This window comes from Epibacterium sp. MM17-32 (genome assembly GCF_022348205.1).
GTDB lineage: Bacteria > Pseudomonadota > Alphaproteobacteria > Rhodobacterales > Rhodobacteraceae > Epibacterium.
The window spans coordinates 30,656-43,311 of the sequence record NZ_JAKRFC010000013.1; the positions used below are offsets into that span (position 1 = coordinate 30,656).

Sequence of the window (12,656 nt, forward strand, 5' to 3'; positions counted from 1 at the left end):
AAAGTTAGACATGGCTAACTTATCTACCCGAAGCAAACAAGTTGTCAATCCCGCTGTTTCGCTGCAAAGTCCCGAGTATGACAAAGCTACAATCACAAGGGCGTGAGCCATTCGAAGCGGTCGACCGGGCTCCCGAGGCGCAGGCCGATGGCTTTGCGACCGTGCGTCAGGCACATGAAAGCGAGATGGCGGAGGATTACGTCGAACTGATCGCGGAACTGATCGAGACGCGCGGGGAGGCCAGACCGGTCGAGATCGCCGAGCGGCTTGGCGTGAAGCCGCCGACCGTGACCAAGAACATCTCGCGGCTCAAGGCTGCTGGTCTGGTCCGGCGGGAGCCATACCGCGCGATATTCCTCACCGATGCCGGGCAGGACCTCGCGGAGATCTGTCGACGCCGCCACAGGGTCGTCGTCGCCTTTCTTCTGAGCCTGGGAATCGACGAAGAGACCGCGGAACGCGATGCGGAAGGGATCGAGCATCACGTCAGCGGGACGACATTGGAGGCGTTCGAGCGACGGCTCAATCAGAAATGAGCTCGCCTAGATGCACATTCGCGCGATTCTCTATCGGGACCTCGAGCTATCAGGTCTTCAAGCCGCTGACACGTTTGCGCAATTTCGAAGCTCGCTAGCCGAGAACCCGCGACAGCACGATGGTTGCAAACAGGGCGACAAGTCCGAAGGCGATCGCAGACGCTACCGCATATTGGAGGATATCCAGGTGATTCCCCCTCCTCCGTCGTGCCAGATAGCCACCCCAGATCGCGCCTCCGATAGCGCTCACGATCACAAGCATCAGGATACCTCCGTTCCAAAATGCCGCGCATCGGGATCTCGTCCGAGCAAACTGGCCAGCCAGCCGAAGACCCAGCACCCAAAAACAAGAACCAACAAGGTCCAGTCGCCGAACCGCGCATAGGGCGTTGGAGTACGCGCGCCCGGCAGGCCGGCATCAATGGTGCCTGTTTCCCCGGTATCAAGACGCGCGACGACATTTCCATTGGCGTCGATGATCGCGGATATCCCAGTGTTGGCCGCCCGGACCACGGGAAGTCCCTCCTCGACCGCGCGCATCCGCGCGGAGGCGAGGTGCTGCTCGGGTCCGATGCTGGTTCCGAACCAGGCATCATTTGTGGCGTTGAATATCCAGTCGGGGCGGAAAAGGTCATCGACCACGTGGCCCGGAAAGATGATCTCGTAACAGATCGCCACCGCGACCAGAGGCGCGCCAGGGATCGCCAGCGTGCGCGGCCCTGGTCCCGGCGTGAAATCGCCCAACCCTTCGGTCAGCCGCTCGATGGGCAGCCAGCCTTTCAGGGGCACATATTCCCCGAACGGAACAAGATGATGTTTTGCATACCCCGTCAGAACCTCGCCGCTGCCGTCATAGGCCTGAACCGTGTTGAAATATCTGGTTCCCCCATCGCCCTCCACTCGGTCAGGCGCACCTGTCAGTAGGATCCTGCCGTCTGGCAAAGCTGCAGATATCCGCGCGCGTGCCGCAGCATCTTCGTCCAGAAAGCCGGGGAAGGCCGTTTCCGGCCAAAGCAGCAAATCGAAACGTCCGGGTTGCGCGGACAAGCCCAGGTATTTTTCCAAGGTTCGCTGGCGGCTGCCCGGTACCCACTTCTCGACTTGTGGCACATTGCCTTGGACGATGCGCAAAGCAACGTCTGTCGGCGGCACGTCCTGCCCTGACCGAAGCGCACCGCCAACCCAGAAACCCGCCACAGCAACGGCGAAGAGCACGAGAACAGGCGCGCGTCTCTTTGGCGCCGCCACAGTCAACACACCTGGCAATATGCCGATGAAGACCGTGAGAAAGCCCAAACCGTAGCTTCCGACCCAGGCGGCGGGTTGGCGCAGGGCGGCATAGTCGACAAGGGCATAAGCGGCAAGGTTCCAGGGAAACCCTGTCAGGACATGACCCCGCAGCCATTCCGTGGCCACCCAGCAGGTTGCAAACAGCAGGCCCGCCGCAATGCCGCCGACAGCTCGGCGCTGCATGATGGCGGCAAAAAGCATCGCCGCCATGCCCGGGAAGATGGCAAGTCCGGCGGACAGACCCGCGACCGCCGGAATCGCCAGTGCGCCGAAACGTTCGGCATCGACGTAAAAGCTCTCGGCGATCCAGGAAATTCCAATCCCGAATTGGCCCAGTCCGAAAGCCCAACCGACAAGGAAAGCGCGCGAGGTTGAGATGTTCCGGAGAACGATAAAGAGCACGGAGAAGGCGACAGGGACCGCGATGAGCCAAGAAAACGGCGGAAGAGTCAAAACCGTCAATCCGCCGGCAGCAAGGGCAAGACCCATGCGCTGGAACAGGTTCAGGTCCTCACTAACGAACTGCGGCAATCCCGGCTTCATGAATCGGTCTGAAGTCGAGCGCCAACCCACGGCGCAATGAGCAGCAGCATCACGCCGCCAACCACAAAAACATCGGCCATGTTGAAGGCAGGCCAGTGCGCCGTCCCGATGTAGAAATCGAGGAAATCCGTCACCGCACGATAGCGCAGGCGGTCCAGAATATTGCCGAGTGCACCGCCGATGATCGCACCATAGGCAATGGCCTCGACCCGGCTGCTGGTACGGACCAGCATGAACGCCAGCCAGACGCAGATGCCAAGCGCCAGTAAGACAAGGCTCCACCACGGCGCGCCGCCGAGAAGCCCGAAGGTCACTCCGTCATTGCGCAGGTAGATGAGATTGAAGCCGGGAAAGACCGATACGCCGGAACTAAGAACAGTCGCATTGGACACAACGATTGCCTTCGTTGCCTGATCGACAAGAAAGGCGATCAGCGCAGCAAGCAGACCGACGAAGAGGCAAGTTCTCATCAGCTTATCCCAGCCAGACGTCGAGGAACAACATGATCACAAGACCAACGGCGAGGCCGAGCGTCGCCCTGTTCTGATGGCCGGATCGGTGGGTTTCCGGAATGATCTCGTGGCTGATGACGTAGAGCATCGCACCTGCTGCGAAGGCGAGACCCCAGGGCAGCAGCGGTTGCGAAAGACTGATAATCCCTGCGCCGAGAAGTCCACCGACGGGCTCGACGAGACCGGTCAGAGCGGCGATGCCCCAGGCGCGAAGCCTGGAATAGCCCTCGCCGAGCAACGAAACCGCCACCGCCAGACCTTCGGGGGCATTCTGTAATCCAATACCGATCGCAAGTGGCAACCCGCCCGACAAACCGTCAGCCCCGAACCCGACGCCGACGGCAAGCCCTTCGGGAAAATTGTGGATAGTGATCGCGATGATGAAAAGCCAGACGCGCCGCAGCGATGCGGCGTCGGGACCTTCCCGCCCCGTCTTGAAATGTTCATGCGGTAGCCGTTCGTTCATCAGAGCGACCGCGCCCATGCCAAGCAGGATCGCAACACATACGATGGCCGCCGGGAGAGCACCGTTGTCGAACTGTCCTTCAGCTGCGTCGAGAGCCGGGATGATCAGCGAGAAGAACGAAGCCGCGAGCATGACACCCGCCGCGAAGCCAAGCAGCAGATCGCGCGTGGCCCGGGACGGGATGCGCCCAAAAAGAACGGGGACCGCCCCGACCGCGGTCAGCGATCCGGCGGCCAGGCTTCCAAGAAAGCCAAGCGCTATGGGGGAGAGGGGTTCCAATTGTTAAGGTTCTGCCGCGAGTTCAGTCAGGAGCCGAGTAGCTGGTGTAGACCTCGGTCGATCCGTCTTCGTGGATCAGGAAGACATCGTAAGCCTCCCGGTCGTCCTCCGGTCCCATGCCGGGCGACCCGTAGGGCATTCCCGGCACCGCCAGGCCTACCGCGTCTGGCCGGTCCTCCAGCAGGCGTTGGATGTCAGCCGCCGGCACGTGGCCCTCGATCACATAGCCGTCGACCAAAGCCGTATGGCAGGAGACCATGCGCTGCGGCACGCCATTGTCGAGTTTGAAGCGCACAAGAGATCCTCCGAACATGTCCTCGCCCATCGGCGCGAAGCCATTCTCCTCGAGGTGCTTCATCCAGGACAGGCAACAGCCGCAGCCGTTTGTCTTCCGGACGTCGATCTGAATCGCCTCTGCGACGGCCTGCGCCGCAGGAAGCAAGGCAAATGCGATGGCAAGGGCGGGAGTAAATCGTTTCATGGATCAAAGCCTTTCGGTTGTCGTCTGTGCAAATTCGCTGGCGAGCCTCTCAGCAAGAAGTGAACGCGCCTCACGCAGTCGCTCAAGCGCGGCCGTGTCGTCCGCTTCACGCTCGGCCGCCTCTGCCAATCGGTCGTCAGAGAGAGGGTCGGTTGGGCGACCGTCCACCAGCACTTCGTAATGTAGGTTGGGGCCTGTCGCGGTACCCGTCGCACCGACCCGCCCGATCATATCTCCGGCCATCACGCGTTGCCCTTGTGTGAGCCCGTCCGGTACGGCGCTCAGATGCGCATAGCGCGTCAGGGTGTCGGAGCCATGAGCGATCTCGACGACCCGGCCATACCCACCGCGTCGGCCGATGAAGCTAACGCGGCCCGGCGCCGTCGCCTGTACCGGCGTGCCGCGCGCCGCCGCGAAGTCGACTCCTGTGTGCATCCGTACATTGCCGTAGACCGGATGGGTGCGGCGCCCGAACACAGAACTCAGCCGTGCACCTTCGACCGGTTGCGCAAACACGCGCAGGACTTCTCCGTCGACATAGATCGTCGCTTGGCCGCTGCCGTCGTTCGGCCAGACGATTTCATAGACCGAGCCATCGATATCCAGTGCGGCAAAGGCAAGCTCGGGCTGACCAATCCTCTTGTTCCCGTCTCGGGCCTCGCGCCAAAGGAGGCGCATCGTCTCGCCACCCGCAAGATCACGACGGAAATCCACGGTGCCGCCCAGCATCTGCGCCAGGTCCACCGCAAAACGGGCGGGGATGTCTGCCGTGTTCAGGGCGGCGAAAATCGAGCTCTCGATCACCGCCTCGCCGGCGAAAGTCACCAATTCGGGATCCGGGTCCAACACGCGGGCGGCAAGCTGTTCGCCGAAGACCGCCTCTATCCGGACACCGTCTTCGACGGCGAGCTCTACACGACGCGGGTTGTCGTCCGTTGTGGAAACCACCGTAATGATGTGACCCGGACGCAGACGGCGCAGATCGTATTCCGTGCCAATCGCCAAGGCGATTTCGGCGCGATCCGAAGCATCCAGCCCCGCATCGGAAAGGACCGCATCAAGCGTCTCGCCCGACGCAATCTCCCGCGACCAGGTGACCAGCGGGGGCTCGATAGATGGCAAGGAGGTATCAGCGGGGGAAACGGTCAGGAGCGGCCGGGGTCTGAACTCGAATGCGATATCCGCCTGGGCGAGTGTAGGGCGGACCGAATTGGTTTCGGTAATCCGAGGCGGCGCAAGCGGATTGGGAGTCCAGAGGGTCGCTTCAGCAATCGCAGGGGGCACCGGTTCTTTGGACAGAACGCCAGAGATGGCGATGGCGGTCACCGAAAATGCGCCTGCGACCGCAACGGCCGCCAAGACAGTTCTTATCTTCATGTTGCCCCCTCTACGTCTTCTGTCAGTGCGCGCTGGATCTTCGGCACCGCGAATTCTCTTTGCTCGTGATAGTCGATCATGGTGACGAGCTCACCCTCGGCATCGAACAGGAATACGCTTGCCGTATGGTTCATCGTATAGCCGCCGCCCTCAGTCGGGACGCGCTCAAATGAGGCACGAAACCCTTCTGCAGCGCGGGCAATTTGGTCTTCCGGCCCCGTCCAGCCACGAATGACCGGATGAAAATAGCCGACATATTCGGCCATGGCCTCGACCGTGTCCCGCTCCGGGTCGACCGTGATGAAGACCACGTTCATCTCTGATGCTTCGTCGCCCAGTTCCTCAAGCCAGCCGGAAATATCCGATAGGGTCGTCGGGCAGACGTCCGGGCAGTAGGTGAACCCGAAAAACACCATTGTGGGACGACCGATCAGGTTGCCAGGCCCTACCTCATTTTCCTCGTGGTCGGTCAGCCGGAACTCCATCGCCGATAGGGGCAGGGGCCGCTGCCCTTTTGGTTCAGGCGCACCGGGCCCGTCCACCCGCCACCAGCCCACGAAGAGCGTCAGGCCAAGAACGCCGGCACCGGCTGCGCCGTATAGAAGGAGCTGCCGACGTTGCATCAGCCCTCCGGTCCACGCGCGGCGATTCCGAGGATTGGGACCTCGACCGTCACCTTGCCGCCATCCGAGAAGGTCAGTGTCAGCGGGAAATTCTCGCCTTCGGTCATCGGCTCTTGCAGCTTCATGAGCATGGCGTGCAACCCGCCCGGCTCCAATGCCACGCTTTGGCCGGGCTCAATCGTGATCTCGCCTGCAGGCGCCATGGAACTGACGCCATCGGAGTTGGTTTTCGACTCATGGATCTCGGGCATCATTGCCAGCGGTGTCGCAAGTCCGGTCAGCGTAACGGCGTCTTCACCCGTGTTGCGCACGGTCATATAGGCGGCACCTGGCCTGTTGACGCCGATCGAGGCGCGGGACCACGCATTCTCGACCACGACATCCTCCGAACCGGCCAGTGCGGGGGCCGACAGCCCTGCAACCGTCAAAAGCACGGCCAATGCATTGGTATATCTCAACTTCTTCACCACTCGTTTCTCCTGCCTCCGCAAATCAGCTTTGGCTTGCCGCAACTTCCACTGCCACCAGCCTCCGCAATTCGGCCTCACCGAACGGATCGAGAGGCTTGCCGTTCACGAAGAACGTGGGCGTTTGGCGGACCCCGACTGTCTCGACATCGGCGCGGTCCTGGTTGAGCACCGCCACAACACCGGGGGCCAGCATCTGTGTCCGGGCAGCTTCGACATCCAGACCTCCGCTTGCTGCAATCTCAAGGATCAATCCGGGTGCCGGGGTCCCGTGAGACGCCCATCTGGGCTGCTCTCGCAAGACTGCCTCGAGCACAGGTTCAAACACGTCCTGCATGCGCGCCGCCTCGAGCACACGGATCGCTTCTACCGACGCCTCGCCGTGAAAAGGCGTATAGCGGATTACAACGCGCACCGCGTCTCCGTGCTCCGCCATGATATCCTCGACGACCGGATAGAAAGCGCGGCATGCCTCGCAGGCCGGGTCGAAGAATTCAACGATGGTTACGGGCGCATCCTCGGGCCCGAGGATCGGGGAATAGGGTCGGATCAGCGCGTCGGCCATTTCAGGGTCGATGGGATCGGACGCGGCAATCGGGTCGGGGCGGGTGGCATACCAGGCGGCACCGCCGAAACCGGCGACCCCGAGCGCGAGAACGGACAGGATGAGGCCGCGTCGTTTCATTTTTGTGTTTCCTTCAGTGAGAGAGCCGACAGCAGACCGATCATCGCGAAGGCGACGAGCGCCATCAAAGGAATCGGAATGCCGAAGACCAGTTGATTGTCGTCGGTACAGGATGGGCCGGTCGCCGTGCAGGGCTGGATACGCTCGGGGATAACGCCGACATAGAGGCCCAAGTGCCAAAGCGCGACGGCGGCACCGCCCAAAGCCAGCGCGATCCCGTAGCGACCCACGCGCCGATCCTGCCACCACAGCCCAAGCCCGAGGATGATGGCCAAGGGGAACATGAAGGCACGCTGGAACCAGCAGAGCACGCAAGGTGTCTGCCCCAGAACCTCGCCGATGAAGAGCACGGCAAGCGACGCGGTGAGCGCGATGATCCAGGCCAGGCCAAGGGCCGTCTCTCCGGAAAGTCGGGTCATGACGATCAGATCCTCTGTCTCAGATCGGCGAGGATCTCTTCGGCGGGCGTGCCGTAGGGCCAGGAGTCCGCGAAGCCTGCTTGCGTGTCGAAAAGGAAAAGATGCGACGTGTGACCCATCGTGTATCCGCCCGGCGCAGTCGCCTGCTCGATCCGCTCAAAGAATATCGGAAAGGTTTCGGATGTCGCGGCGATCTGCTCCGGTGTACCGGTCAGCCCGATGATCCCTGCGTCGAACAGGGGCACATACTCGGCAAGTGCAGTCGGCGTATCCCGCTCCGGATCAATCGTTATGAAAATCGGCTGAACCATTGCTGCCTCATCGCCCAGGCCCTCCATCACGGCCGCGACTTCGGACAGTGTTGTCGGACAGACGTCGGGGCAATTGGTGAAGCCAAAGAAGACCAGCATCCAGCGCCCTGCGAAATCTTCGTCCGTTTGGACCATGCCGCGATGATCGGTCAGTTCGAAATCAGCAAGAAACGGTGGTTCACTCTCGGTGCGGGCAAGATCGGCACGGTAGTCGGACCATAGCAACAGCCAGATGAAAACGAACGCCGCCGCGCCCGCCAACACCCACAATACCTTCTGAAGACCTGAAAGCCTCACGCCGCTCCGCCCGAACCTGATTCTATATTTTGTGTGCGTTTACATCCTCTAGCTACTGTAGGTTCAAGCGTGATTGTCATCGATCGGCCAACAATCACCGATCTGTGAAACTCGGGTGAAGCTTGTGATGCGCACCGCATAAAGCTACACCCACTGTAGGTAATGTGGGGAGCGGAAATGCTGACGATTGGGACGCTGGCGAAGAAGACCGGAACAAAGGTGCAGACCATCCGGTATTACGAGCAGATCGGACTTATGCCTGAGCCCGGCAGGACCGAGGGGGGCCAACGACGCTATGGCGACGCCGAACTCGACCGCTTGTCATTCGTCCGGCACGCACGGCAACTGGGGTTCTCGTTGGACGCGATCCGTGAGCTCCTCGATCTCAGCGATCATCCGGGAAAGTCCTGCGCTGAGGCGGATGCAATAGCCCGTCGGCAACTCAAACAGGTCGAGCAACGATTGGCGCGGCTCGAGGCGCTGCGGACGGAATTGAAGCGGATGGTGCATGAGTGCAGCGGCGGACAGACTTCTGATTGCCGTGTGCTCGAGGTACTGCGCGACCATTCCGAATGCCTGACCGACCATGAAGAGATCGGCGCCTGAGCAATTTCGACGACCTTTGATCGGAACGCAAAAAGCCCGGTGTTAGTTACTCATTGGCAATTCACTAATTTGGATACCCGGCATGGCGGAGCAGAGAAACGCAACGGAAAGACGCACACTCTGGATCGTGCTGGGTCTCAACACCGGGCTGGCAGTCGCTTTCTTCGCCTCGGGCGCATTCGGCGAGTCAAGCGCGCTTATCGCCAATGGCCTCGACAATCTGTCGGACAGTTTCGTCTACGCGATCAGCCTCTTCGCGCTGTCCCGCTCCGCCAAGTGGAAGCGCGGAGCGGCGAACGTTTCGGGCGGCCTGCTGATCCTCTTCGCCCTTGGAATCCTGTATGACGCGTGGCGCCGCTACGTCGGCGGATCGGATCCTCTTGGCACGATCATGATTGTCATGGCGCTGGTAGCGGCGGCCATCAACGCACTTTGCGTCTGGCTGCTGGCACGGCTTCGCGATCCAGACGTAAACATCCGAGCGGCGAATACGTTCAGCTGGAACGACTTCGCGGCCAATCTCGGAATCGTCGTCGCAGGCGGGCTCGTAGCCTGGCTCGGAACGAATTGGCCGGACCTTGTCGTGGGCGTGATTGTCGCCGGCATCGCGGCCTGGGGTGGCGTCGGAATCCTGAGAGACGCGCATGGTGAACACCACAAGGCGGTGCACAATGACGATCAGGTAACCAAGGACTCGGCCTGAAATCGGGGCTTGAAGCTACAGTGACTGTAGCAACTACATATTCTCGTGAACGATTCGAGGAGATATCCCGTGAACCCCGCCGACCCTCATTTGGCCAAAACCCGGCTGCTGGATTTTGACGCGACCTCAATTGCAAAACTGATCGAGGAGCGCGGCTGGGCAGACCTTCCCAGCGACGACCGAATTGGGGCCATCTACGATTTCGTCAGGAACGAGATTACCTTCGGCTACAACCGCGCCGACGACATTCCGGCGTCCGAGGTCCTCGCAGATGGCCACGGGCAGTGCAACACCAAGGGCACGCTCCTCATGGCCCTGCTGCGTGGCGTGGGAGTTCGCTGCCGACTGCACGGGTTCACAATCCACAAGGCGCTTCAGAGAGGCGTCGTTCCGGAACTCGTCTATCCCCTCGCGCCGTCCGAAATCCTCCACTCCTGGGTAGAGGTGGACTTGGGCGACGGATGGGTCAATCACCGCCAGAACTTCGGATTTGTGCGCGACTTGCTCTATCGCCACGTCATCCGTCACTGGATGAATGCCAGGGTTCGCCGCATCCGCCGCGGAATCTTGCCGCCGGTCCCCGGATTCGATCGGCCGAACCACCGCCATGAGGAGACGAACCGTGCCGCATGATCACGGCCACGCCCACATCGATCCTCAATCCGGTGATCGTCGCGTCTCCATCGCCATCTGGGCCAACGGCCTCCTGACGGTCGCGCAGATCGTCGGCGGAATCCTTTCCGGCAGCCTCGCGCTGATCGCGGATGCCCTCCACAATTTCTCGGACATGGCGTCGCTGGTGATCGCCTTCTTCGCGCGTAAGATCGCTCGCCGCCCGGCGGACAAGCGCATGACCTTCGGCTATGGGCGGGTAGAAATCGTCGCAGCGCTCATCAACTACACGACACTTATCCTGATCGGCTTCTACCTGATCTACGAGGGTGGCATGCGCATGATCGACCCACCAGAGGTACAGGGCTGGACGGTGGTGATCCTGGGCGGTGTGGCACTGGTCGTCGACACGTTGACGGCGCTGCTCACCTATTCGATGCAGAAAGGCAGCGTGAACATCCGTGCGCTCTTCCTGCACAACCTATCGGACGCTTTGGCCTCCGTGGCGGTCATCATCGGCGGCTCGCTCATCCTCCTCTACAACATGCGGTGGGTCGACCCGGCGATCACCATCGGCATCGCTCTCTACATCCTCTACCTCGCATTTACCGAGATCGGCGGTCCGATTCGGACGCTGATGCTCGGCAGTCCACCGGACATCGATAATGAAACCGTCGTTCAGGCGATGCGGGGTGTGGATGGTGTCGCGGACGTTCATCACGTGCATCTGTGGCAGATGCAGGAGCACGAGGCGGCTCTGGACTGCCACGTCGTGCTGACAGCGGACGGCTGGGGTCAAATCGAAAAGATCAAGGCCGCGATCAAGGACCGGCTGAAGGACGATTTCAGCATCGGTCATTCGAGTCTGGAATTTGAGCACGAAGACCGCGCACACGAAAACGCTGACCTTTACGGTCACGGCAAACCGGAAAAAGAGGAGGAAAACCATGTTCACCGAGACACTGACAGCTCATGACGACACGATTGGCCTCGCCTGCGAGGGCAAGCTCAGCGAAAGCGACCTGAAACGGATGCACGCCCTGCTTCATGAGCGCCTGCAAGAGACAAGTAAGCCCGGCCTGGTTCTCGATCTCACGAGGTTCGAAGGCTACGATGGGCCGTCCGCTCTGCTCGAAGATCTGAAAATCGACACAGCCCATAGGAATGACTTCCGCCGCGTCGCTGTGGTGGGCGAAGGGGCTTTGTTGGAGTGGGGAACCAGGTTCGCCGACGTGCTGACCACGGCAGAACTCCGTCAGTTCGACCCGGCGGAAATGAAGGCGGCAATCGCCTGGGCAAGTGAAAGGTAGAGTAGCTTTCAATCAGATGCCTTCGCAGAAGACAGCATCTGTTCGAAACCATAAACAAAAGAACTACAGCAGTTGCGAGACCCAAGAGCAATCCGAAAGTTCTGAACATGGTCGCTCCTTTCGCAAAGGAGTAACTTTGGTACGGTGGCACTGCCCTTGCCGGGGCATTATCAAATCGTAATGTTTTAGCGGCTCAGGGCGCCAGTTGGTTAACATAAACTTCATTATGCGGCTTTATATTTTTCGTTGCGATAGTATATTATCGTATGTATGCTGAACTCCTCTCACGGAGGTCCCCCAGTATGCGCCATTTACTCAAGAAGCTCCTCCCCTCGGTCGCAGTCGCTTTGGCCGTGACAAGCTTTTCGCTGCCGGCACCCGCCCGCGCGCAGACCTACCCGATCGATTGCGCGATCCTCTTGTGCCTGTCTGGCGGCTGGCCCGCTTCCGTCCCTTGCGCCCGAGCCCGCGCCGAGTTCATCCGGCGGATTACGCCTTGGCCAGTGGAACCGCCGCTGCAAATCTGGCGCTGTCCCATGGGCGCGTCCTATGAGAGCGATCGGCAATCAAACAACGCTGACCGCATAATTGAAGCCTTGTACCGGACCGACAACCGTCGACCGCTCCAATCCTTGCCAGTAGATAATCTCGTTCCCACAGACTTCACCCTTCGGCTTGTTCAGGACCGCGCGGACATCGATATCAGCGGGCCAGAGTTCAATTTCGTGCGGTCCATCCGCGTCTTCGATGTACGGTATGCACGACAGCACGAGTCCGGGCGCGATGGGGATTGTAACCGAAGCGCGACCGTGGTCCTCGGCACCTACGGGACCCAAGGCGATTTCTCATGGCAGCGATCTTCCATAACTGCCCTGCCCGAGGCCCATGTGGGACTTGAACGTTGGGGCCAGAATTGCCCGGGTATCTATCACCGATCTGTCTTCGTCGATTGGCGTGACTATGAGGGCAATTACGGCTTCGAACAGGTGAACTACTAGCGCTGACAAAGACAGCTTTGCCATCATGCTGCGAGAATTTTAGCGTGCTGAGTTGTTCAAATACCGGCCCTTCGCTGCTTTCGGTGCGTTTGTCCGGAGAGCGGACTAAGCACCATTTCGCTGCGGCTGCGCCAGTGGCCG

Annotated in this window: 17 protein-coding genes; 7 read left to right on the forward strand and 10 right to left on the reverse strand. The window is 60.7% G+C overall.

Annotated elements, in window-relative coordinates; genetic code table 11:
• Positions 1 to 77 precede the first annotated feature (77 nt).
• On the forward strand, positions 78 to 536 hold the full coding sequence (gene mntR, locus MHM88_RS17830) for a manganese-binding transcriptional regulator MntR (RefSeq protein WP_008327326.1): 459 nt from the start codon (positions 78 to 80) through the stop codon (positions 534 to 536).
• A 261-nt stretch (positions 537 to 797) separates the two neighbouring features.
• Here mntR and lnt read toward each other — a convergent pair whose 3' ends face one another.
• The 10 genes from lnt to MHM88_RS17880 are packed head-to-tail and all read right to left on the reverse strand — an operon-like array spanning position 798 to position 8,250.
• On the reverse strand, positions 798 to 2,369 hold the full coding sequence (gene lnt / locus MHM88_RS17835) for an apolipoprotein N-acyltransferase (RefSeq protein ID WP_009807490.1): 1,572 nt from the start codon (positions 2,367 to 2,369) through the stop codon (positions 798 to 800).
• Positions 2,366 to 2,839, reverse strand: coding sequence for a signal peptidase II (gene lspA / locus MHM88_RS17840; protein ID WP_007803461.1), 474 nt, complete (start codon positions 2,837 to 2,839; stop codon positions 2,366 to 2,368). The genes lnt and lspA overlap by 4 nt, the downstream gene beginning before the upstream one ends.
• Positions 2,840 to 2,843: 4 nt before the next feature.
• Entirely contained in the window at positions 2,844 to 3,626 is a 783-nt protein-coding gene (locus tag MHM88_RS17845; protein WP_054540603.1) for a ZIP family metal transporter, read from the reverse strand.
• Positions 3,627 to 3,648: 22 nt separating this feature from the next.
• Entirely contained in the window at positions 3,649 to 4,107 is a 459-nt protein-coding gene (locus MHM88_RS17850) for a DUF411 domain-containing protein (protein WP_007803465.1), read from the reverse strand.
• Positions 4,108 to 4,110: 3 nt separating this feature from the next.
• Positions 4,111 to 5,484, reverse strand: a complete 1,374-nt coding sequence (locus MHM88_RS17855) for a M23 family metallopeptidase (protein WP_007803467.1) — start codon at positions 5,482 to 5,484, stop codon at positions 4,111 to 4,113.
• Entirely contained in the window at positions 5,481 to 6,107 is a 627-nt protein-coding gene (locus MHM88_RS17860) for an SCO family protein (protein WP_007803468.1), read from the reverse strand. The genes MHM88_RS17855 and MHM88_RS17860 overlap by 4 nt, the downstream gene beginning before the upstream one ends.
• Positions 6,107 to 6,577, reverse strand: coding sequence for a copper chaperone PCu(A)C (locus MHM88_RS17865; RefSeq protein WP_008327335.1), 471 nt, complete (start codon positions 6,575 to 6,577; stop codon positions 6,107 to 6,109). The genes MHM88_RS17860 and MHM88_RS17865 overlap by 1 nt, the downstream gene beginning before the upstream one ends.
• Positions 6,578 to 6,599: 22 nt before the next feature.
• Positions 6,600 to 7,259: a thioredoxin domain-containing protein gene (locus MHM88_RS17870; RefSeq protein WP_054540605.1), complete on the reverse strand. Its 660-nt coding sequence runs from the start codon at positions 7,257 to 7,259 to the stop codon at positions 6,600 to 6,602.
• A complete protein-coding gene (locus MHM88_RS17875; protein WP_007803474.1) occupies positions 7,256 to 7,678 on the reverse strand; it encodes a disulfide bond formation protein B in 423 nt (140 codons plus the stop codon). Before MHM88_RS17875 ends, MHM88_RS17870 begins: the two co-directional genes overlap by 4 nt.
• A 5-nt stretch (positions 7,679 to 7,683) precedes the next feature.
• Positions 7,684 to 8,250 (reverse strand): SCO family protein, encoded by a 567-nt coding sequence (locus MHM88_RS17880; RefSeq protein WP_007803475.1) that lies wholly within the window; start codon positions 8,248 to 8,250, stop codon positions 7,684 to 7,686.
• A 213-nt stretch (positions 8,251 to 8,463) separates the two neighbouring features.
• Between MHM88_RS17880 and MHM88_RS17885 the strand changes: the two genes are divergently transcribed.
• The 6 genes from MHM88_RS17885 (at position 8,464) to MHM88_RS17910 (ending at position 12,515) form a co-directional block, all read left to right on the forward strand.
• On the forward strand, positions 8,464 to 8,892 hold the full coding sequence (locus MHM88_RS17885) for a helix-turn-helix domain-containing protein (protein ID WP_007803476.1): 429 nt from the start codon (positions 8,464 to 8,466) through the stop codon (positions 8,890 to 8,892).
• A gap of 82 nt (positions 8,893 to 8,974) precedes the next feature.
• Positions 8,975 to 9,595, forward strand: coding sequence for a cation transporter (locus MHM88_RS17890; RefSeq protein ID WP_239367945.1), 621 nt, complete (start codon positions 8,975 to 8,977; stop codon positions 9,593 to 9,595).
• 69 nt (positions 9,596 to 9,664) lie between these two features.
• The gene (locus tag MHM88_RS17895; RefSeq protein ID WP_007803479.1) at positions 9,665 to 10,228 is read left to right on the forward strand and encodes a transglutaminase family protein; all 564 of its coding nucleotides are present in this window, start codon (positions 9,665 to 9,667) and stop codon (positions 10,226 to 10,228) included.
• Positions 10,218 to 11,183: a cation diffusion facilitator family transporter gene (locus MHM88_RS17900; RefSeq protein ID WP_007803480.1), complete on the forward strand. Its 966-nt coding sequence runs from the start codon at positions 10,218 to 10,220 to the stop codon at positions 11,181 to 11,183. Before MHM88_RS17895 ends, MHM88_RS17900 begins: the two co-directional genes overlap by 11 nt.
• The gene (locus MHM88_RS17905; protein ID WP_050532584.1) at positions 11,155 to 11,517 is read left to right on the forward strand and encodes an STAS/SEC14 domain-containing protein; all 363 of its coding nucleotides are present in this window, start codon (positions 11,155 to 11,157) and stop codon (positions 11,515 to 11,517) included. The genes MHM88_RS17900 and MHM88_RS17905 overlap by 29 nt, the downstream gene beginning before the upstream one ends.
• Positions 11,518 to 11,819: 302 nt before the next feature.
• Complete coding sequence (locus MHM88_RS17910; RefSeq protein WP_230802396.1) at positions 11,820 to 12,515, forward strand: hypothetical protein; 696 nt, start codon at positions 11,820 to 11,822, stop codon at positions 12,513 to 12,515.
• Positions 12,516 to 12,656: the final 141 nt, after the last annotated feature.